The organism is Methanolobus chelungpuianus, assembly GCF_024500045.1.
Classification (GTDB): Archaea; Halobacteriota; Methanosarcinia; order Methanosarcinales; family Methanosarcinaceae; genus Methanolobus; species Methanolobus chelungpuianus.
Genome location: NZ_JTEO01000002.1, coordinates 652,888 through 675,616, shown reverse-complemented (window position 1 = coordinate 675,616; position 22,729 = coordinate 652,888). Strand labels below are relative to the sequence as shown.

General features: G+C 47.7%; 18 protein-coding genes. 15 read left to right on the top strand and 3 right to left on the bottom strand.

The features are described from left to right. The first annotated feature begins 853 nt into the window (after positions 1-853). From artC to PV02_RS04180, 9 genes are all read left to right on the top strand, one after another. Positions 854-1,693 (top strand): archaeosortase C, encoded by an 840-nt coding sequence (artC, locus tag PV02_RS04225; RefSeq protein ID WP_256622108.1) that lies wholly within the window; start codon positions 854-856, stop codon positions 1,691-1,693. Positions 1,694-2,323: 630 nt separating this feature from the next. Continuing rightward, the gene (locus tag PV02_RS04215; RefSeq protein WP_425438343.1) at positions 2,324-5,053 is read left to right on the top strand and encodes a DUF1616 domain-containing protein; all 2,730 of its coding nucleotides are present in this window, start codon (positions 2,324-2,326) and stop codon (positions 5,051-5,053) included. A gap of 136 nt (positions 5,054-5,189) precedes the next feature. After that, the gene (locus PV02_RS04210) at positions 5,190-5,675 is read left to right on the top strand and encodes a PEF-CTERM sorting domain-containing protein (protein WP_256622105.1); all 486 of its coding nucleotides are present in this window, start codon (positions 5,190-5,192) and stop codon (positions 5,673-5,675) included. A 112-nt stretch (positions 5,676-5,787) separates the two neighbouring features. Further along, entirely contained in the window at positions 5,788-6,834 is a 1,047-nt protein-coding gene (locus PV02_RS04205) for a M42 family metallopeptidase (protein ID WP_256622104.1), read from the top strand. A 132-nt stretch (positions 6,835-6,966) separates the two neighbouring features. After that, on the top strand, positions 6,967-8,445 hold the full coding sequence (locus PV02_RS04200) for a (R)-citramalate synthase (protein ID WP_256622159.1): 1,479 nt from the start codon (positions 6,967-6,969) through the stop codon (positions 8,443-8,445). 44 nt (positions 8,446-8,489) lie between these two features. Then, a complete protein-coding gene (locus PV02_RS04195; RefSeq protein WP_256622103.1) occupies positions 8,490-10,187 on the top strand; it encodes an acetolactate synthase large subunit in 1,698 nt (565 codons plus the stop codon). Next, the gene (gene ilvN, locus PV02_RS04190) at positions 10,184-10,675 is read left to right on the top strand and encodes an acetolactate synthase small subunit (protein WP_256622102.1); all 492 of its coding nucleotides are present in this window, start codon (positions 10,184-10,186) and stop codon (positions 10,673-10,675) included. The genes PV02_RS04195 and ilvN overlap by 4 nt, the downstream gene beginning before the upstream one ends. Positions 10,676-10,739: 64 nt before the next feature. After that, positions 10,740-11,747, top strand: coding sequence for a ketol-acid reductoisomerase (gene ilvC, locus PV02_RS04185; protein ID WP_256622101.1), 1,008 nt, complete (start codon positions 10,740-10,742; stop codon positions 11,745-11,747). A gap of 69 nt (positions 11,748-11,816) precedes the next feature. Beyond that, on the top strand, positions 11,817-12,341 hold the full coding sequence (locus PV02_RS04180) for a nitroreductase family protein (protein ID WP_256622100.1): 525 nt from the start codon (positions 11,817-11,819) through the stop codon (positions 12,339-12,341). A 223-nt stretch (positions 12,342-12,564) separates the two neighbouring features. Here the strand turns inward: PV02_RS04180 and PV02_RS04175 are convergent, their stop codons facing one another. Beyond that, a complete protein-coding gene (locus PV02_RS04175; RefSeq protein WP_256622099.1) occupies positions 12,565-14,931 on the bottom strand; it encodes a DNA topoisomerase in 2,367 nt (788 codons plus the stop codon). Positions 14,932-15,086: 155 nt separating this feature from the next. On the opposite strand from PV02_RS04175, the gene PV02_RS04170 reads away from it, so the two are divergent. From PV02_RS04170 to thiC, 3 genes are all read left to right on the top strand, one after another. After that, positions 15,087-15,491: a hypothetical protein gene (locus PV02_RS04170; protein ID WP_256622098.1), complete on the top strand. Its 405-nt coding sequence runs from the start codon at positions 15,087-15,089 to the stop codon at positions 15,489-15,491. A gap of 2 nt (positions 15,492-15,493) precedes the next feature. Further along, positions 15,494-15,895, top strand: a complete 402-nt coding sequence (locus PV02_RS04165) for a hypothetical protein (protein ID WP_256622097.1) — start codon at positions 15,494-15,496, stop codon at positions 15,893-15,895. Between the two features lie 230 nt (positions 15,896-16,125). Next, positions 16,126-17,412, top strand: a complete 1,287-nt coding sequence (gene thiC, locus PV02_RS04160) for a phosphomethylpyrimidine synthase ThiC (protein WP_256622096.1) — start codon at positions 16,126-16,128, stop codon at positions 17,410-17,412. Positions 17,413-17,469: 57 nt separating this feature from the next. Here the strand turns inward: thiC and PV02_RS04155 are convergent, their stop codons facing one another. Then, positions 17,470-18,129 (bottom strand): peroxiredoxin, encoded by a 660-nt coding sequence (locus PV02_RS04155; RefSeq protein WP_256622158.1) that lies wholly within the window; start codon positions 18,127-18,129, stop codon positions 17,470-17,472. A 373-nt stretch (positions 18,130-18,502) separates the two neighbouring features. On the opposite strand from PV02_RS04155, the gene PV02_RS04150 reads away from it, so the two are divergent. Beyond that, positions 18,503-19,333 carry a hypothetical protein gene (locus PV02_RS04150; RefSeq protein ID WP_256622095.1) on the top strand — a complete coding sequence of 277 codons (831 nt, stop codon included), beginning with the start codon at positions 18,503-18,505 and terminating at the stop codon, positions 19,331-19,333. 52 nt (positions 19,334-19,385) lie between these two features. Here PV02_RS04150 and PV02_RS04145 read toward each other — a convergent pair whose 3' ends face one another. Beyond that, entirely contained in the window at positions 19,386-20,045 is a 660-nt protein-coding gene (locus PV02_RS04145) for an MBL fold metallo-hydrolase (protein WP_256622094.1), read from the bottom strand. Between the two features lie 525 nt (positions 20,046-20,570). Here PV02_RS04145 and PV02_RS04140 point away from each other — a divergent pair. Both PV02_RS04140 and PV02_RS04135 read left to right on the top strand, forming a co-directional pair. Then, positions 20,571-21,530 (top strand): cation diffusion facilitator family transporter, encoded by a 960-nt coding sequence (locus PV02_RS04140; protein WP_256622093.1) that lies wholly within the window; start codon positions 20,571-20,573, stop codon positions 21,528-21,530. Between the two features lie 550 nt (positions 21,531-22,080). Next, the gene (locus PV02_RS04135; RefSeq protein ID WP_256622092.1) at positions 22,081-22,722 is read left to right on the top strand and encodes a MarC family protein; all 642 of its coding nucleotides are present in this window, start codon (positions 22,081-22,083) and stop codon (positions 22,720-22,722) included. The last annotated feature ends 7 nt before the right edge of the window (positions 22,723-22,729 follow it).

Below are 22,729 nucleotides of genomic sequence, written 5' to 3'. Positions count from 1 at the left end.
TATATAGTTGGACAACTAATCCAATGTGCAAAGACTTTAATCATGCACTTATAGAAAATAGGCTAGATATAAGTACCTTTTTCAGAATATTCACTTAGCTTTGATATCAACCTGATTTTAAACGATGTATGATTCACCTGAAGCAAATAATTAATGATTTTTATGTTCGCGAGAAGGTATAGCATTTTCAGCTTATCAGACAGCTTTTGCCTTAAACTTGATTTTTGTGCCCATTCCTTAATAATACTTTATTTCCAGATTTTAAATTGAACCTGCACACCAGGGCCTTTTTCGTTATAGTTCAGATGTTGTGGTGTTTATTGGAATAAATAGATTACTACCAATAAAAATAGCTCTGTAGAAAGCCTACCTTCTGCTGGAATCAGGGTGCTTTAAAAAGAATAAAGCCCCAAAGCGTTGCTTGTCTGAGAAGTTGGTCATCAACGACTTTAAGAACCTGTTCATGATGCAAAACACGCGAGGCATTTTCCAAGAAAAATAAAGAGAAAAAGGATCAAGGGTAAGTTCTGCAGGAAAACGGCAAGGAGTTAAATGAAGGATCTATAATATAAGAGACTTGGCCGAAACAATTTTTCAGTCCTTAAGAGAAATACAGGGAAGAAACAAAGGCAAGTAAAATATGCAGGATAATTAAATACAGTTCTTCAGGAATAATATCGGCTTTTAAATTAAAAATCTCATTTGAAAATCTCACTTGATGGTCTTTTATTAATGAAAAACTCGGAAAAACATGACATCGAGCCATACAATAATAGGTCAAAATTATATTTAATCATTAAGATTATATTCTATCAGAATCAATTGGGAGATAGGAGTAAAGCAAGGTTTCAATATGAAGGATGAAAGTAAAAACATAGTTCTAATCCTTGTGGCACTTGCTCTTTTTACAGGAGCTACAATCGAGTATAGTGAAGGATCAGTTGCCATTGGAATTTTATTATTTATAATAGCAGCTGGACTAATTTCTAGAATTAAACTGACAGGAGAAAATTCGGCATTTAGAAGTTCTAAGACATACATTTTCAGCGGCTTATGCATTGTAGCTGCAATTGTCACATATAATATTGCCACTGAAGGCAGCATAGGTACCCTTGATTCGATGACGATCCTGATAGGCGCTTCTCTTATTGCAATGGGAACTTCCAAAAAAGAAGTAAGGCAGCTTGGAGAATTTGGCTTATATATATCGACTGTCTTCACAGGTCTGTTCTTCATATTCTACTCATTCTTAGGGATGCTCAAAATAAACTTCATACATCTATTCGATCATTATTTTGTACTTATGCCGACGGTCATCCTGCTCAAACTTGTCAACATTCCTGTAGAGATTACCTCCATTGAAACCATCAAACTATATGGGCTCACTGAAACGATGACTATAGTGATTGGCGGACCCTGTTCGGGACTATACTCAATGTTCCTGCTGGTCGGTATTGTGGTAGCTTACTCCAGAATAGAGAAAATGAGAATGGAGAAATCAATCCTGCTATTAGTATTTGCTGTTTGCATCGCTTATGTTGCCAATCTTGCAAGAGTGTTCGCATTATATGTGATAGCTTATCAATACGGCATACAGACAATGATGACGTTCCACACGCATCTGGGGTGGATACTATTTGCGGGAACTGCAGGTATCATAATGTACATTTTGAACCGAAAGGATCTGCTATGAAGATATGCAGAATCCTGGAAGTATTTTGTTAAAGTAAAGCAAGTAGAAGACCCGGGGATCTTTTTGATCTCCGCATGTATTTCATTTTTAGCAACTCAGAAGAGTCTTGATTCTTTTATTTATCCAGTATAATCACTCTTCACTGGTTGATGCCCGCCCTTATAGTTTTGCCCTTGATCTGCTCAATAACCGATATTCATCTGATCTCTAGCGAGAACTATAAAAATATTCAGGTCCAATGGAGGCCACGGCTTAAGACGTCGGATTAATGTTTCTCACACTCATGAAAGGCATTAGATAATATAAAGGCCGATAATGATACCTGCCACTACAGTCGGGTCAAAATGGTTTAAATCTGGGAGACTATGAACACGATAATCGTAAAGGCAACAGGAAGAATTGCCTGAAGTCATATCAAATAAAACGTTAATTATTATATATGGAATACCACTTTTACTTTACCTTTCAGTGATCGATGTTAGCACAATTAAACGTACGGGTGTTTATCTTTACATAGTAGGCCATACATATATATTTAAGTAAATTGTTACCTGCTGTGAGAGTATAGTAACCTTCGCAGATGTAGATCAAATACGGACCTAAGGAAGTAATTCAGGATACAGTGAGTCGATGCCAAACTCTAAAAAATGTCTGTACACGCAGGACCTGTTGATAATGCTGGCCCTGGCATTCTTGTCAATTGTTTTTATTCTGGTTTCCCCATTTAATAACACACCTTTAAGGGTAATTTTTGCGCTCCTAATAATATTCTTTGTACCCGGATACTCCTTCATATCAGTCCTTTTTCCCCGCAACAGAGAGATATCAGGCATTGAGAGGATCACCCTGAGCGTGGGTTTCAGCATGCTGTTAATGGTATTTGGCGGATTTATAATAAGTTTAAGTCAATGGGGATTTAGGCCCGACTCCATTACCATCTCACTTTCACTGTTAACAATTCTATTTGTGACCCTGGCATACCTTTCTCGTCGCCGACTGCCGCAAGAGGAACAGTTTATTTTTTCATATAGAGGCTTTATAAGATCTCTTAAAACGGAAGGAGACGTGCCTGAGGAACAGGAAGAACTGGAAGAAGCGGAAAATGATACAGTGCAGTTCGGATACAAAAGGTTCAGGGCAAAGAGCCGCACAAAGGTATCCGCCATTAGAACAGTATCGGAAAATAAGATAAGAAAATATAGATTCAATACTTCTGAAAGAGTCCCGCCTGCATTAATAAAGGCGCTTATTATCACATTGGTTCTATCCATTATTATTGCCAGTGCAATGCTCGTTTATGCAAACATTGCACGCGAAAAAGAAACTTTCACGGCACTTTATATACTAGGAGATGGCGGAAAAGCTGAGGATTATCCTTCAGTGCTGTATATAGGCCAACCCACAAAAATAGTAGCCGGCATAGTAAACCACGAACATGAGAATATCAACTACGTACTTCAAGTAAAGCTGGATGGAACTGTCCTGAACCAGCAGGAAATAGCACTCAGCCATAACGAGAAATGGGAACATGAACTGGAAATAATACCAAAAGCATATAACCCTAGCAGGCAGAAGCTGGAATTTGCACTTTATAAAGACAAAGCAGCCGGGCCAGCCTATCGCTCGGTCCACCTCTGGGTCACACAAGAATTCGGTACCGAGGAATTCCCTTCGAACTCCGGTGGAAAAATCGAGACAATAGATTTCATCAACATCAATAATCCCTCCATGGACCTGAGCAGCGGATGGGCATACGTAACAACCAATGAGTCCGTCGCCAGCGGCTTATACATGAACGGCACAGGCATATATTCCGGCAGAGCATACGTTATCAACAGCACTTATCAGGGAACCCTGCCACTTACCAACAGGCACGCGATATACCAGGAATTCCAGAGCGACAGGGACGAGAATGTGCTCCTGTCCGTGTACCTGAAAGACACATATACCAAAGGCACACCAGACAAAAACGAGATCCAGTTCAAGCAGGTACTGCTTAACGGGGCAGTCGTATGGACCGACGGCATCAACGGCAATGAAGGATGGCAGCGCCTGCAGGTACCTGTGAAAGTAAAGAAAGGAACTAACACGCTGACATTCACACTGCTGCAGAACAGAAACCAGAAACTTGAGCCAGTGGGAATGGTGATCGACGAGATCAGTTTCCTGCCGGTATCCCATATCTCGCCCTACCTCAGGGAGAACAATACAATAGAATTTGAGCTCCCTGTCTCATATGTGCTGCCACTTCCGAAATATGTCAGTACGAATAGTTTCATGGTCAGCTGGAATGGAACTGATGCAGGCTCAGGGATTGCATATTATAATATAGACTACAGTACCGATGGCACAACATGGCAGAGGTGGCTTGGCGACACGACTGCGACATCCGCCCAGTTCAATGGCAGGGCCGGCTCAACCTATTATTTCAGGTCAAGAGCGGTCGATAATGCTCTAAATAAGGAGCCTGAGCATATGGCTGCAGATACCAGCACCAGTGTAGATGTGTCCCGGCTGGAACTGACGCTCGATATCACACCCAACCCTACAAGCGGATCCACAAACCTGATAGTGGAATCCACCCGTCCGCTGAATGAAGTTACCTGTATCATAAACTCGCAAAGTTTTGGGGATTCAGATACGCTTAAATTGGCCACAATAAACGGAGGGATGACCTGGACAGGCAAGTACACTCTTGAAGTGAAGAGCAACTATGACATAGAAGTTATAGGCAAGGACTTCTCAAACAATACTGCCTATGCCTTCGGTACAATCTACTACAGCACATCAGTTGAGGAACTTGTTATACAAACCTACCCTGAAAAAACATCAGGGGATGTGGAGATAGGTGTAGCTTCTTCGAGTGCCCTGCAGGACATACCCACAATAACCGTGAAAGACAGGACTGGCAAGGTTATAGAAACAGAATATCTGACTATGTCAGATAACGAATACAGGTATAGTGCAACAATAGATGACAGCATCACAGATGGCACCGCAAGGATTATTGTAACTGCAAAGTCAATTAACTCACAGAACCTTTATGAAGAAGACAGTTTTGTAATTGACAGGATTAAACCCACCATACAAAACAACAGCCCCGAAGGTACAACTGTCAATACAGGCAGCCCAACCATCAAAGCATCATATTCTGACGATCGCGCAGGTATAGACAGAAGCAGTGTCATACTTATGGTAAACGGCATCGACGTAACTTCTTCTGCAGATGTGAAATCGAGTTCAATATCGTATAAAGCAGCAGGACTTGAGAACGGACAAGCCGAGGTATATCTAAGTGTCACTGACCAAGCAGGCAATAGTCACAGTAAGAGGTGGTCTTTCACTGTAAGTGCTGCCTGAAACTCTGTAAAGAGGGGTTATGATGATCATGATGATGATCATCCGGCACTATCCCGAATTATTTAAATAGAAAGAGAGAAAGAGAAAGTGACTGTTTAAAATTACAATATAACTAAGGTAAAAAGGTGGTACAAAAATGAGAACAAAGGCATTAATAATTGCCATTTTGATTGCCCTGGCATCCATAAGTGCAGCCAGTGCATATTCACTTGATGCTCCAGAAGATACAATCCTGAAAGTAGGAAATACAGTTATTTATGAGGTCACAGTAACAGGAGCAGCAAGCCCAAGCAATTTCAGCGTGAAAATTGTTGATGAAAACTTCAATGATGCCTCTGAGTATTTCAGTCTAAAGGTACAGGGCAACAATGCTGCTTTTGGTGAGAAGATATATTGGGAAGGAACTGACATCCCATTCGAGGTGGAAATCACCAATAACAATGCTCCTGTCGGATACTACCAGCTGGAATTCGAGAACATTGCCACTGGTGCCAGGATAGCAAAGAAGGCTACTTCGACAACAAATGTTGAATCCGAAATTCCGGAGTTCCCAACAATTGCACTCCCTGTAGCGGCAATCCTCGGCCTTGCATTCTTCATGCAGCGCCGCAAGGAAGAGTAAGCCAATAACTTACTCTTGCTTTTTTCTTTCTTTTTTCATTTCTTTTCTGTTTACTCAAACCTTATATTCCTGCAATCCCATTCTTCCCTGATAATATCAGAAGATGATAAGCATGGAAGAACTGATCACTAAATTATCGAATGCCCACGGCATATCCGGCAGTGAAGGGAACATCAGGGCCATCCTTGAGGAAGAGCTCAGGCCCTATGTGGACGAGATGAGGGTCGACAAGATGGGTAACCTCATCACTGTGAAAAAAGGTGACGGACCATCCATTATGCTTGCTGCGCACATGGACGAGATCGGACTCATGGTTAAGTACATCGATGATAAGGGATTCCTAAGGTTTGTCAAGATTGGAGGATGGTTCGATCCGACACTGCACAGCCAGAGGGTCATAGTGCACACCGAGAAAGGACCCATACCGGGAGTCATCGGGTCAAAGCCTCCCCATGTGATGAAGGATGAGGACAGGAAGAAGCCGGTCAATGCGGACGACATGTTCATCGATGTGGGTGCAAAGGACAAGGAAGATGCAATGAACATGGGCATCTCAATAGGCACTCCTGTGTCCATGGACCGCGAGGTCGTGAAGCTCGCGAACGGCAAGATAACCGGAAAAGCCTTTGACAACAGGGCAGGCTGTGCCATCATCATTGATGCCATGCGCCAGATCTCAAAGATGGACATCAAGGCTACTGTCTATGCAGTGGGTACGGTGCAGGAGGAAGTGGGCCTTAAGGGTGCCAGGACATCCGCATTCGGCCTCAATCCGGACATTGCCTTAGCAGTAGACACTACCATCCCCGGAGACCACCCCGGCATCGACAAGAAGGACTCCGTGCTTGACATAGGCAAGGGAGGGGCCATCACCATAGCTGATGCTGCGGGAAGGGGCATAATAGCCTCACCGCAGGTAGTCAAATGGCTGGTCGAGACGGCGAAGAAGAACGACATCCCTTTCCAGACGGATGTCGGGGACGGAGGCACCACCGATGCCACGGCCATCCATCTCACAAGGGAAGGTATCCCATCCACGGTCATCAGCGTGGCAACAAGGTACATCCACTCACCTGTAGAGGTGCTTGATGTTGCCGACCTCAAGCACTGCTCGGACCTTATCGCAAAGGCAATGATCAGTGTGAACGAATATTTCTAATCGCTAAGAAGAAGGGAAATTTCCCATTCTTCTTTTTTGTGAACAATCGTGATAAAATAATCGTCACGCATATATAGCACTTCAGTATATCCCTCTACGCTGTTATTCAAAACAGACAACAGATCATGAGGGATTATATTATTTGAAAATGTCCGGTTTTTAGACACTACTCTCAGAGACGGCGAACAGACACCAGGCGTGGCACTCACCAGCGAGGACAAGGTAGCAATTGCCAGGAAACTGGACGAGCTGGGTGTGAATGTGATCGAAGCAGGCTCTGCCATCACATCCGAGGGTGAACGCGAGTCCATCAGAGCAGTAGCGGCCGAGGGCCTTAACGCAGAGATCTGCAGCTATTGCAGGATTATGAAGCAGGACGTTGACTTTGCCCTGGCGAGCAATGTGGACTCCATCCACCTCGTGGCACCTGTATCCGACCTGCATATCAGCGTGAAGCTGCGCAAGGACAGGGAGACCGTTAGGCAGATGGCCATTGAGACAACCGAGTATGCCAGGGAGCACGGCCTCATTGTGGAGTTGAGCGGCGAGGACGCTTCAAGGGCCGACATGGACTTCCTTAAGTCACTGTACATAGACTGCGTAGAAGCAGGAGCCGACAGGTTGTGCTTCTGTGACACCGTAGGGCTGCTTGTCCCGGAAAGGACAGAGGCCCTGTTCAGGGACATCACATCCGCAGTACGCGCACCCCTGAGCATTCATTGCCACAATGACTTCGGACTCGGCACAGCGAACACCATTGCAGCCCTTCGGGGAGGCGCCAGGCAGGCCCATGTGACAATCAACGGTATTGGGGAGCGCTCCGGGAATACGTCTCTGGAAGAAGTGGTCATGACCATTGAATGGTTATACAAGCAGAAGACCGGCATTAACACCAAGGAGATTTTCAAGACTTCCAGGCTTGTGAGCAGGCTGACAGGCATACCTGTGGCCCCGAACAAATCCCTTGTGGGAGGGAACGCATTCACCCATGAGGCAGGCATCCATGTGCACGGCCTGCTGGCAGACACATCCACCTATGAGCCCATCAAACCCGAAGTGATAGGCAGGGAACGCAAGATAGTGCTTGGCAAGCATGCAGGCAAGAGCTCTGTCACCCTGGCACTGAAAGAGATGGGGCTCAGCGTTGATGACACCCAGCTCCATGAAGTGCTCGACAGGGTAAAGGAGATGGGAGACCATGGAAAGCGAGTGACGGATGCAGACCTGCAGACAATAGCAGAGACCGTGCTCAACATCCAGAAGGAGGCAAAGGTCGTCCTGGAAGAGTACACCGTGGTCTCAGGCAACAAGGTCATCCCTACGGCTTCCGTGAGAATGAAGGTTGACGGCAAAGAGGTCATCGAGGCTAGCATAGGCGACGGGCCTGTGGATGCAACCCTTGCAAGCATCAAGAAAGGCATCCAGAGCCTGGGAGACGTGCAGCTTGAGGAGTACCATGTGGACGCCATCACCGGAGGTACGGATGCACTCGTCGAGGTACTTGTGAAGCTCTCAAAGGACGGGAAGATGGTAACATCCAGGGGTGCACGCACGGACATTGTCATGGCATCCGTGGAAGCTGTCCTGAACGGTATTAACCGCCTTATCTGAGAACAGATCACATTATCCATTACAAAAATAATCAGAGGATTCATATGACCGGACCCACCGAAAGAATGACAGGCGCCCGAGCATTTATCGAGTGCCTGTACAGGGAGGGAGTCGACACCATCTTCGGATATCCCGGAGGCGTGCTGCTCCCCATATACGACGAGCTGTACAGCTCCAATATACGCCACATACTTGTACGGCACGAGCAGGCTGCAGCGCATGCAGCCGAGGGGTATGCCAGAGCCACCGGCAAGACAGGGGTATGCCTTGCAACATCCGGGCCCGGGGCAACCAACCTTGTCACCGGCATAGCTAACGCATACATGGACTCCATACCCATGGTGGCATTCACCGGACAGGTGCCCAGCTCGCTCATAGGTAACGATGCGTTTCAGGAAGCTAATATCACGGGCATAACCATGCCCATCACCAAGCACAACTACCTTGTGCAGGACGTGAAGGAACTGCCTCGCATCATCAAGGAGGCGTTCCACATAGCATCCACCGGCAGGCCCGGGCCTGTACTTGTTGACCTGCCCAAGGACATCACAACGGACCTGATAGATTTTCATTACCCGGAAAAGGTGGAGCTGAGAGGCTACAGCCCCACCTACCAGGGCAACCTGCAGCAGATAAAGAAAGCCGCAGCAGAGATTGAGAAGTGCAGTAACCCCGTAATATACGCAGGCGGAGGGGTCATCAGCTCAGGTGCGGCAACAGAGCTTAAGAAGCTCGCTGAGAAGATCCGGGCACCTGTGACCACAACCCTCACGGGCATGGGCGGCTTCCCGGGAGACCATCCCCTGTTCATGGGAATGCCGGGAATGCATGGCACTAAATATGCGAACTATGCCATCCAAGAGGCAGACCTGCTCATCGCCGTGGGCGTGAGGTTCGATGACAGGGTCACAGGCAAGATAAAATCCTTCGCATCCAACGCAAAGATAATACATATCGACATTGACCCTGCAGAGATATCCAAGAATGTGAAGGTCGATATCCCCATTGTGGGAGATGCTAAGTGGATCCTTTCCCATCTGCTCAAGCATACAGGAAAAGCCCAGTCAGAGGAATGGCTGGAGAAGATAGCCGGGTGGAAGGAACAGTATCCGCTCCACTACCTGGAATCCGCATGCAGGGACGATATCAAGCCCCAGTATATCATCGAGCAGATCAATGAGGTCTGCCCCGATGCCATCATAGTCACCGAGGTCGGCCAGCACCAGATGTGGGCTGCCCAGTACTTCAAGTATACCGAACCCAGGACATTCATTTCCTCAGGCGGGCTCGGGACCATGGGCTACGGCTTCCCTGCGGCCATAGGCGCAAAGGTCGCCAGGCCCGACAAGGTCGTTATCGACGTTTCGGGTGACGGCTCCTTCCAGATGAACTCACAGGAGATGGCCACTATTGTCCAGAACAATATCCCGGTCATCATAGCCATATTCAATAACGGTTTCCTGGGCATGGTCAGGCAGTGGCAGGAGATATTCTACGGCAAGAGGTATTCATCGACCTGCATAAGGGATAGCGTGGACTTTGTCAAGCTTGCGGAAGCATATGGTGCCCTTGGAATAAGGGTCACGAAGTGCAGTGAAGTCCGCCCGGCCCTTGAGAAGGCCATAGCTTCAGGCAGGCCCACGCTCATAGACTTCATAGTCGAGTGCGAGGAGAACGTTTCACCCATGGTGCCTGCAGGTGCCGCTATCAACGAGATACTTGACCTGGAGAGAAAAGAATGAGGCATACACTTTCAGTTCTGGTGGAGAACAGGCACGGAGTACTGGCAAGGGTAGCCGGCATGTTCGCAAGGCGCGGATATAACATTGACAGCCTGACAGTCGGAGTTACCGAAGACCCGACCATCTCCCGCATGACCATCGTTGTCAGGGGAGATGACGAGGTCCTGGAGCAGGTCACAAAACAGCTCAACAAGCTCATCGACGTCATCCGGGTCAGCGACCTGAAGGCGGAGGACACTGTTGAGAGGGAAATGGCCCTGTTCAAAGTGAGCTCGGACGTCAGCAACCGCTCCGAGATCATGCAGATAGTGGACATATTCCGTGCAAGGATAATCGACGTGGCTCCAAAGTCCATGATCATCGAGGTGACAGGCGACGAGACAAAGATAGAGGCCATAGAGCAGCTCCTGCGCCCCTTCGGGATAAAGGAAATGGTCAGGACAGGCAAGGTCGCCCTGAGAAGAGGGGCGAAAGGTGTTTCAAGCTGAAGGTACAGTTTACAGCAAATTTAATTGTTCATTAACGTCAATTCACATAGAGAGGTACTAGATAATGGCACAGATGTTTTACGATAACGATGCAGACCTGAATGTTCTGAAAGGTAAGAAGATAGCAGTTATGGGTTATGGAAGCCAGGGACACGCCCAGGCCCAGAACCTCCATGACTCCGGCCTTGATGTGGTCGTGGGCCTGAGGAAAGGCAGCAGGCGCTGGAAGCAGGCTGAGGACGACGGTCTCAAGGTCATGACCGTGGCAGATGCTGCAAAGGCTGCTGACATCATACAGATACTCCTGCCCGATGAGACCCAGTCACAGGTATACTACAGCGAGATCGAGCCCGGCCTTGAAGCGGGGAACGCTATTGTGTTCTCTCACGGTTTCAACATCCACTACAACCAGATCATCCCCCAGAAGGACATCGACGTCTACATGGTGGCACCAAAGAGCCCCGGGCACCTGGTAAGAAGGACCTACAGGGACGGAGCAGGAGTGCCCGGCCTTATCGCAGTCTACCAGGACGCTACCGGTAATGCAAAGAAGCTGGCACTTGCACATGCAAAAGGTGTGGGATGCACACGCGCAGGAGTTTATGAGACCACCTTCCGCGAGGAGACCGAGACCGACCTCTTCGGAGAGCAGGTCGACCTCTGTGGCGGTGTCGCCTCACTTATCAAGATGTCCTTTGAAGTGCTCACCGAGGCAGGATACCAGCCGGAGATGGCATACTTCGAGACCTGCCATGAGCTCAAGCTCATTGTGGATCTCATACACGAGGGCGGTCTTGAGAAGATGTGGTACTCCGTTTCCAACACTGCCGAGTACGGCGGCATGACCGTGGGTCCAAAGATAATAAATGAGCTTTCCAGGGAAGCCATGTACGAAGCGCTCGACAGGATCCAGAACGGCGAGTTCGCCCGCGAGTTCGTGCTTGAGGGCAAGGCGAACAGGCCGGTGCTCACAGCTATGGAAAGGATGGACAGGGAGCACCCGGTTGAAGTCATCGGCAAGCAGATCAGAGCAAAGATGCCCTGGCTCAACAGCGGGCTCAACGAGAAGTAGGCCCCCGGCCTGCTACCTTTTTCTATTTTTGATGTAAGATAATTCTTAGCGGATAACCGGAGGTTTTCAATGTCAGGAACTATAGATACTATCCTTTCAAGACGCAGCATAAGGGAATACACGCAAGGGAAGATCACAAGGGAAGAGATCGCTACTATCCTGGACGCAGGCAGGTGGGCACCCTCAGGCCTCAACAACCAGCCATGGAGGTTTATCGTCATCCAGGAAAAGGATACCAGGAAAAAGCTGGCCGAATGCACCCATTATGGAAATATCGTCAGCAATGCCCCCTTGCTAATAGCAGTGTACCTTGACCAGGCCGCTATGTACAACAGGACAAAGGACCTGCAGGCCATTGGGGCTGCCATACAGAACATGCTGCTTGCCTGCTGCGAGCTGGGGCTCGGAGCGGTCTGGCTGGGAGAAATCCTGAACCAGAAAGATAAAGTTAACTTGATTCTGAGTTGTCCCGAGTCCATGGAGCTTATGGCGGTACTGGCAATAGGACATCCTGCGGAAAAGAACGCCGTGTCTTCAAGAAAGGAGCTCAGGGATATATGCTATGAAGAAAGTTATGCAGAAGCATGGAAGTAAAGCGCTATGGAGGTATGGAGACGAAGGTAATGGTTGTGGAGAAAGCAGGTAGATTTTCGCAGACCCAACCGATGAAGGTCATTGATTGCGATTTGTGTATATCGTGTAGTTATGGATTGCTCTTCGTCTCCAAGTTCTAAAATGTGTTCCATATATATAAGTTTTTGTCAGATTTGGAGTAATTCAAGATTGTTTGATATAAGAGTAAATCAAATTTGCTTGATTAAGCTTTCCTGCCCGTCCTGGAGGGGCATCGGAGGTTGATGCAGAGCTCCCGCACACCCGCCTCCTTTTCCGGGTTTGCCACGGCTTTTCCCTTCTTATCCTTTCCGGTCTCCTTTATGCTCAGTCTCTTCCAGCCGCACTGTTCACATTCACCGGCTATTGTCAGTTTACCCTCTTTGGGAAGAGACTGCGTATGCCCGCACTTCCTGGTACAGGCAAGGAAACGATTCTCCTTCATTTCAAGGATGAACATCGAACCTTCACACTTCGGGCACGGGCCTACCACATCAGGCGGGAAGCACTCCTTCTCGTGCTCACACTTAAAGCAGGGACCCACGCCCACGGACCAGAAGTACTTGGTGCCGACTTTCAGCACGGCTATACCTGCGTTTTTACATTCCTTCGACCTGGCTACTGTAAGAGCACCTTCCTTTGGCAGAGGATACGTCTTCCTGCAATCAGAGTAGCCGCTGCAGCCCACGAACCTGCCATTGTCGGTCTTGACCATACGCAGCATCCGGCCACATTCGGGGCACTGCCCTATGAAGTTCTTCTTATCCGCTGCTATCTGCTCGTCGGTTATGGTGCCTGCGATATTCCTGACTATCTGGTCCTTGTTTGTTATCAGGTGTGAATACATGTCCCGGATAAGCACCGAACCTTCCTCGAGTGCATCCTCAAAGCCTTTTTTTCCGTCCTCCACTTCCTGGATAAGGGCCTCGATACGGGAACGGACGGCAGGCTTCACAAGTATGGGCACGCTGGAGTCAAGAGCTTCCATGAGGGTGAAACCGGTGTCAAGGATGGAAATCGTCTTACCCTTCGTCTCAAAGTAACCGCGCTTCTTGTTCGTCTCGATATGACTGGGAGCAGTTGCCTTGGTGCCGATACCGTTCTTATCCATCAGCGTGAGCAGCTCGGCCTCGGTCAGTCTCTTGGGAGGGGTCGTCTGGGATTTGGTGTTGCTCAGCTTTTTTATAACAACTTCCTCCTTCACGGCTATATCCGGAAGGAACTTATCGTTCTTGGTCTCAAAAGGATATGCGGCCAGCCAGCCAGGGTCCTTCATTACAGAACCCGTGGTATCGAATATCTCCTCTTTCACTCCGATCTCAAGATGCGTCTTCTCGAACACAGCAGGCTGCATCAGGTTAGCAAGGAAATGCCGGGCGACCAGATCATATACTTTCCAGGCATCCGGTATCCTCACGCTCTTCTCAATATCAGCCTTCGTTGCAGCCTTGATCGGATATATAGGCGGATGGTCATGACCGTCGCGGGTTCCGTTCCTGCAGGTGACGGGCGGCTTTGAGAGTATAGCCAGGGCATACTCACGGTACTCTCCCGAAGCAAAACCTAAGACTTTGGCCTGGAAATCAAAATCATCGGCATACTTATTGGTCTCGGTCCTCGGATAGCTGGTAAAACCTGATAGGTAGAGCTGCTCCGCAATCTCAAGGGCATTCTCAGGGCTTATCCCGAGGAACTTGGAAGCGCGCTTCAGGAACTCGGTGGTGTTCAGCGGATAGGGAGGACTTGTCGTGGACTCCTTGACACTCTTCTTTACAAGGATACCGGTCTTGGAACCTTTAATGCGGCTGAATATCTCGTCTGCCTTGGCCTTATCGTGGATATGGCCGCTGCGGTGCATGCCTGTAAAGTCGATGCCAGAGTGATTGAAAGTGGCCTCTATCTTCCAGAAATCCTTGGACTTGAAATCCCTGATGAGCTTCTCACGCTCGTAAACAAAGCCGCATGTGGGTGTCTGGCAGGGACCGATGGAGATTATTTCCTTGGTGCGTGCCCTCTGCTGCACCGCCAGGGTCAGGAAGCGTGTAAAGGCCGCACCCATCTTCAGGTCCAGTATCTGGCGCGCCTCTGCAGACATTGCCAGGTTGACATCCGGCTCCACAAGATTGCTGAATGCCTGCTTGATCTCTCCGGGGGAGAGGGTGGAGAAGCGCGCCCTTTTCATAGGGCAGTTCGATACTTTCTCGGCAAGGGACTTGGCCTCAAAGCCAATGTTCTCTCCCTCCCTGTCAAAGTCGCATGCCAGGATTATCTGATCGGCGCCACTACAGAGCAAAGCGATGGCCGATGCGAAAGGTTGTTTTGTGACGGTCTTGACAGGAGGGGTATCAAGCAGCACTGAAGGGTCGCAGCCACGCCAGTTGTTGAGCTCCGGAGGGAAGTCATATCCCATGATGTGGCCGGAGAGGCCCATTATCCTCCATTCCTTGCCGTCCTTCTTAAAGTCGTACACGGGAACGCCTTCTATGGATGCCCGGCTGAAACCCCCCTCGCTCAGTATGCCGGCTATCTGCGCTGCTGCCTTGTTCTTTTCCGTGAATACGACGATAGACATGCACGCCATTATGAGTTGATATTAGATAAGAGTTGAGCTTGCGGAGTGAAAGTAATATTATCGTAGTCTCCTGTGGAGAACTCCTGTCAAAAATATAATATATAGATAACATATTATTTGTATTATTATAAAAATGTATATTTTGAGGTTTGTATATGAAATATAAAAAGAACTACAAACTCACACTGATTAGCATTATATTAATCTCGATGTTATGTATTACGACTGTTTATGCGATATCTGAAGCCAGAAAAACGGTGGTAATTGACCCTCAATCGGAATATGGAAAAAACTTAACAGATATTGCCGAGAAAGCTATCGGAGACGAAGGTATTGATACAAAGTATGTTCATCTTACAACCATTTACTATGAAACGAAAGATAATATCATGATAAAGTTTGAGGGGGCAAAGAGGTACTCTAACGGCGTAGTTACTCTCATGCTGACTTTGGTGAAGATGAAACAGTTACGTTTTTTGCAGCAGACCTTGATAGATATGATATTCACACCTACTATGTGCAACCGGAGAATGGAAGAATATATGATAAAAATGTTGTAACAATGCCTGAAACATACGGGCAGGGAAAAGACTACAAGTATAACATACAGGGTAACTCCTTAGAACTAATCGATCCCTTAACAAACAAGATCATGTTTGTGCTGTCGGACTATACAGTCATCCTGGATGAAAATAAGGTAGAAACGGTTGCAAACGAGATAAATTCCAAATATGCTTATGCACAGCAACCACTTCCTATTGATGAAGAGAAGCCGTACATCATCATGGATGTGACTATGAATGATGAAGACAGCTGGTTGTCGATAGATGTTGATTTTTATAAAGAGCAGCTTTACTCTTTGCATGTTGAAGAAGGAATAAATGAAGTTACTAAGGCCGGGTTTCATAAAACGTCAGTAATTCATAGTGTAAAATATTACAATAATGAAGTAGAGACACTGTAGTAAAATTTTATCCTTTCATACGCAAACAAAGGTCTTATTGAACACAAGGTGAAGAACTTTTGGTTTAAGATTCCGCTATCTGCACCACTTCGCCCTTGTTTTTTCTGTGAATGTGACTGACCTCTTAAAAAGGCAGGAGAACAGCGATACAGACATAAGAATATGAAACATATATATCTACCTAAACTATACATGCTGCCGTAAACAGACATAATGCAGGAACAGTAAGAATGACATTAATGGAAGACGCAAAGAAAGGTGTGATCACCTCCGAGATGGAAGCTGTGGCCAGGAGCGAAGGAGTGGAGGCAAAGATGATATGTTCCTGCATTGCGAAGGGCACGATAACCATCCCGAACAACACCCAGAGAGAGTGCCGCCTGATAGGTATCGGGAAGTACCTGAGCACCAAGGTCAATGCCAACATAGGCACTTCCAGGGACTATATCAACATAGATGACGAGGTGGAAAAGGCAAGAACAGCACAGGCATATGGTGCCGATGCCATCATGGACCTCTCCACGGGAGGTGATCTGGACCTTATAAGAAAAAGGATCATGGATGCTGTGGAACTGCCCATTGGCTCCGTCCCCATTTACCAGGCGGCAGCGAGCCAGAAGGCTGTTGTCGACATGACTTCCGATGATATGTTCAATGCAGTACGCAAGCACGCCCGGGACGGCGTGGACTTTGTAACCGTGCACGCAGGCGTCAACCTCAACTCCATCCAGCGCCTCAAAAAGGGAGACAGGATCACCAATATCGTCAGCAGAGGAGGTTCTTTCACTTACGCCTGGATGATACATAATGGTGAGGACAACCCATTCTATTCAGAATATGATTATCTCCTCGACATAGCCCGTGAGTACGACATGGCCGTGAGCCTTGGAGACGGCATGAGGCCAGGCTGTATCCATGACGCATCGGACAGGCCCTCATTCATGGAATTCATCACCCTCGGGGAGCTTGTGAAAAGGACAAGGGAAGCGGATGTGCAGTGCTTTGTGGAAGGTCCCGGGCATGTCCCCATTGACGAGATAGAGCTTAGTGTCAAAGGAATGAAGAACCTGTGCGACAACGCCCCCCTTTACCTGCTAGGTCCCCTGGTAACCGACATCGCACCCGGCTACGACCACATCACCGGAGCCATCGGCGGGACATTCGCAGGCATGTGCGGTACGGATTTCCTGTGCATGACCACCCCTGCTGAGCATCTGGCCCTCCCAACCAACGATGACATCCGGGAAGGCACCATCGTAACAAAGATAGCAGCCCACGCAGCCGACCTTGCAAAGGAAGGACAGAAGGAGCGTGCAAGGGCCATTGACGACAGGATGGCACACGCCCGCAGGAACCTCGACTGGGACACACAGTTCAGCATTGCCATAGACGGCGAGCGCGCAAGGCAGATCAGGGAAAGCAGGATAACCGGCAGCGGAGCATGCTCCATGTGCGGAGACCTCTGCGCTATGAAGATCGTGAACAAGGCGCTTGAAGAAGAGGAAGAAGGAAAATAAATACGATTCGGCGTCTTATTAAAAGATCGTAAAAATATAGCGGATAGAAATATCCGCTTACTCAGTCCTCTCTTTCCTGAGACACATGAACCAGTCGAGACAGTACTTGCCTTCCTCAGCGGCCTCCATCCTCTGTTTTGCAACTCCGCATGAACCTGGCGGCGGAATGATCACATCGTCACCCGGCTGCCAGTTCGCAGGTGTTGCGACGCCTTCGGCATCTGCCTTCTGCAGCGCCATGAGCAGTCTCTTTATCTCAGCAATGTTCCTGCCAGTCGAGAGCGGGTAATAGAGTATGGCCCTGATCTTGGCCTTCGGGTCTATCACGAACACTGCCCGCACAGCCTGGGTGTCCGAAGCCGTTACCTGGAGCATCCCGAATTTCTTTGCAACTTCCATCTTGAGGTCAGCTATCACAGGGAAAGTTACCTCCACATCTTTCATTCCCTTGTACTCTATCTTTTCCTTGATGGTGCGCAGCCATGCGATGTGAGCGTAGATGCTGTCAATGGACAGGCCGATGAGCTGGCAGTTGAGGGCATTGAACTCATTTTCCATGCTCGCGAAGGTCATGAATTCGGTGGTGCATACGGGTGTGAAGTCTGCAGGATGGCTGAAGAGAATGACCCACTTGCCTTTATAGTCCCGTGGGAAGTTTATCTCTCCTGCAGTGGTGACAGCTTTGAATGAAGGGGCATCCTCACCTATCAGGGGCATGATGGTAACTTCCGGCTCGCCTGAAGTCCGCTCCGCAATACTTTCCTTGATCCTGCGGACATTGGTCTCCATATACTCGTTCAGATCCTTTGTCTGCCTTTCGAACTCCTTATCCAGCTCAAGCTCCCGGATGTTACGGGAGATGTTATCCTTCAGTTCTCTGAACTGATCCTCAATATACTTCCTTGTATCCCTTTTCTCGTCCATGCGTATCAACTCAATGAGATGTGAAGCAAGGCCAGAATGACCGGACATGTCCCGGCCTCTGATGTCCCCACATCCTAAGAACATCCTATGTTCATGGAATAAGTACTTAACTGTAGAAGTAACATTAGATAAGAATAAAAACGATGTATACAGGGAGCAGGAATAATTGGTAACAGCGGATATCCTGAGAATACTGGAACTGAGCCTCCTCGAAATGCTGGCATTCGTCGGTCCTGTGCTGTTGCTCGGCCTCCTGCTGGGAAGTATGGAAAAACATGCAAACAAATACTGGGGTAAGAGCCTTGGGAAGACTGCCCTTCTGATGACCGCCTGGATAGGAGTGCCTGTGCATGAGACAGGACACCTGCTGATGTGCTGGCTCTTCAGGCACAAGGTAACAAAGGTAAAGCTGCTTGACCTCAGGGGCAAGGACGGAACCCTAGGCTACGTAAAACACACATACAACAAGAAAAGCCTCTATCAGAACATGGGCAACTTCTTCATAGGAATAGGCCCCCTTATAAGCGCCAACATATTTCTTATCCTGAGCATGTATATGCTGCTTCCGGGGATCTTCGAGGACATCACAGGCAGGATGCTGCTGTTCAGTAGCAGCAGCGCACTAGGATCTTCCGGGTTTGAATATGTTACAGGTTTTTTAACAGGCCTTCTTTCTGGACTGTTCAGCTTACCCAATGCCAGTAACGTCAACTTCTGGATATACGTGTTCCTGTCCCTGGGTATTGCATCCCACATGGCCCTGAGCACTGCTGACCTCAAGGGAGCCACAAAGGGACTGCCTGCAATATTCCTTCTGCTGGTGATTGGAAATGTGCTGGCATACATTTTAAAAGTGAATACGGAGGATATGCTGGCAAGGATATTCCTCTACACCATGTACCTGCTGATATTCACGGTGCTGTCCGTGATATTCTCCGCGATCAATACGGCCTTGGCTTATCTTGTTTACAGTTTCAGGAACACATTCAAAGTGTGAACATCAGGCAACATACAACCATGTATTTTCCAGCTTCGGATCAAGGTGCTTGTTATAGATCCATAGAATAACCTGCAAAGATATCCTTAAAACTCCCAGGGTACATTTCCCGGAACTTGTTCTTATGGACAGTACAATGGCCTGCACCGATGAGCTGTAACCCCTTGAGCAAACAATGCTCCTGAGTGTCATGAAGCCCTCCTATTATGCCGGCAACAGTACCAAAGCGGGATGTTGCACTCAGTATTGAGGAAATCCCGGGGTGTGCACAGCCTGCAATGACATACAGCCCCTTAGCAGAGTCGAGCACAAGGGACTGTTCTTTGATGTCTGTACCAAGTTCTCCTGTTGTATAGACGCTCTCACATATATTCCGGGGATCTTTGACCTCATGGAGAATTGCACACCTTGAGGATATCTCTTTTTTCAGATTTGAGGAAAAGCCTGATGGTACGTAGATATGCAGATCCGGACTTGAATTGAGTAAAGCCGGCAGGCCCCCGATGTGGTCCCAGTGCTGGTGGGACAATACAAGAGTGTCAATATCTGCGGGAGATATCGATAGTTTGCGCATGTTATCAAGTAATAGGTGGCCATCCCAGCCGGTGTCAAAGAGAATCCTGTGACCCGGAACCTCAACTAAGCAGGAAAAGCCCCATCCGCTCCTTAGACCTGTCCTTGCCTCATTATCATAAACCACTGTCAGTTTCATTATGAACCACATACCCGGCATATTGACCAACAAAAGACAAGCAGTTGTCAGCTGATAACAAATACAAAAGTCTTTTCCTGAAGACCACTCAAATGCATGAACAAGAAACAAGCAATGACACAAAGGATAACGATAAGGATAATGGAACAAGTGTGTGGAGAAGAGAGCCCCGCATCGGCGGAACTCTCCCTTAGTGGAGGGGTTAGTGGAGGTATAATTTAGGAGGTAGTTTAGATGGAAATAGACCCCATACCACTAATACCCGAGTATTACTTTACTCAGGTTGACGCCGTTATTATAACAACTTCTATTTAAAACTTGCCCTTAAATAGAGCCCATCGGTGAAATGATTAAACAAATAAATCTGATTTGCCATTGTAAGCACAATCAGTTGCCGTGATTTGGCAGATAGCAAATACAGGTAGGTCTGACCTGACCCGATAATGGAAAAAAGGGAACAAGATATATACATAACGCTACTAAATCAAAGGAATGGGATCGGACGGAAGATGGAAAGGAGGGAAGATGGTTAGTAAAGTATTTCCGGATGAGCCGAATTATGCGCACAGTACCGAGCACGGAACGATCGATCCTTTAATACTCAGCACAGAAAAGGGCAAAAAGGCCATCAAAGTATCTTTTCTGGGACTGGCGGCTATCGCATCAGTACAGGTAGTAATTGCACTCATTTCGGGGAGTTCGGCTCTGCTTGCAGACACTTTCCACAGTTTAAGCGATGCTGTTACTGCTGTCCCTTTATGGATAGCCTTCTCCATTGCGAACCGGAAGCCTGACAAAAGATTCACATACGGCTACGGGCGCGCGGAGGATGTGGCAGGGCTGGCCATTGTATTCCTGATCCTTATAAGCGCATTGTTTGCTGCATATAACGCCATCAGACTGATACTTGAACCTGCCACCATAGCCTATGTGGAAGTTGTCGCTATTGCCGGCATAGTGGGTTTTGCAGGTAACGAGATGATAGCGCAGTACAGGATCAGGACAGGAAGGGAGATCGGCAGCGCAGCATTGATAGCTGACGGGTATCATGCCAGAACTGACGGCCTGACAAGCCTGGCAGTCGTGCTGGGAGCTATCGGCGTCTGGCTCGGCTATCCCCTGGCAGACCCTGTTGTTGCGATTCTTATCACCCTTGCCATACTGAAGGTCTTCTGGGACTCAGGAAAACTGGTCTTTGGCAGGCTTATGGACAGTGTAGACCCTGAAGTTGTTGATGATATAATACATGCCATCGGCCATATTGAAGGAGTTATGGAGATCGCAGACGTGAAGGTCAGGTGGATAGGACACAGGATGCATGCGGAGATCACAGTTATTGTAGACTCCGGGCTCTCTGTCAGTGAAGGCCACGACATAACCATAGAGGTAAGGGAATCACTTACCCGGCATGTGACCTACCTTTCCGGTACGACGATCCATGTAGAACCGCTGGAAGCGACGGGAAAATGCAGCTTACAGGTCTGAACTCCTTCCTATGTAACGGAGTGACAGCAAGGACAATAAAAAAGGATCAACAATACGATTTATCCCTTATGAGGATAATAAAAAGATCAATTAGATCAGTTTTTATATGAGTATGCCCACTCTAGGCAGTAAAACATGAGAACTTCAAGGTAAGATGAGGCGCCCGGAAACCACCACGCTTTAGGGCGCCTCTCTCCTTAACGAATCCGAGATGTTCCCCAACATCTCTCTATCATTCCACTCCCATTGCAGTTCATTCCCCACGACCCGCTACACATAGTAAGTCCTGTTTTTATATAACCTAAACCTTATTTAATTTGGTGTGGCTGCTTAACATTGCATGGAAGATTATATTCATGAGGAATCCGCTTTTTTAATACCATTACATGTTAAGCTGACATTGTTTATATTCTAAAAATAAAAATGATAGTTTAAATAAGTGTAATACCTTTGAATAAATATGAATAAACGTGAATAAGTCTGACCATGAAGACCACAACTGATATTTATAGAAACAGCAGCATCTTAAAAACAGGACGGAGTTATCAACATGCAGGATCTGGCATTCTTTCTTGGTTCCTTTCTTTCCCTCTTTGCAATAGTCAGTCCTCTGAGCGGGGTCGTTACCTTTGTTTCACTCACTAACAATATAACATTCGAGGATAAGAATACGCTTGCAAACAAGTCAGTAACACTTGCCTGCATCATAGCCCTGTTCTTCGCGTTCACAGGAGGGCTTATCCTGGATTTTTTCGGGATAACCATAGACGCCCTCAGGATCGCAGGTGGCACTTTGCTCTTTGTTGTGGCTTTTGACATGATACTCGGGAAAGTGTCCAGGGAAAGTATAACCGAGAGCGAGATAGACAGTTCCATGGACCGCAGTGACGTATGGATATTCCCGATAGCTTTGCCCCTTCTCACCGGCCCGGGTACGATATCCACTGTCATTGTGCTGATGAACACTGCTGATTCCATTATCCAGAGCGCCAGTGTCATTGTAGCTATATTGCTTACCTTCCTGATCAGCCTTATACTGTTCAGGTTCTCAAGGAGGATATACAAGTTCGTGGGATATACCGGAATGCTGGTCTTCACAAGGCTCATGGGACTCCTGCTTGCGGCCCTGGCTGTGAACTTTGTTGCCACAGGTATATGGAACACTTATGTGGCATTCAGCAGTTTCACCTAGAAAATGT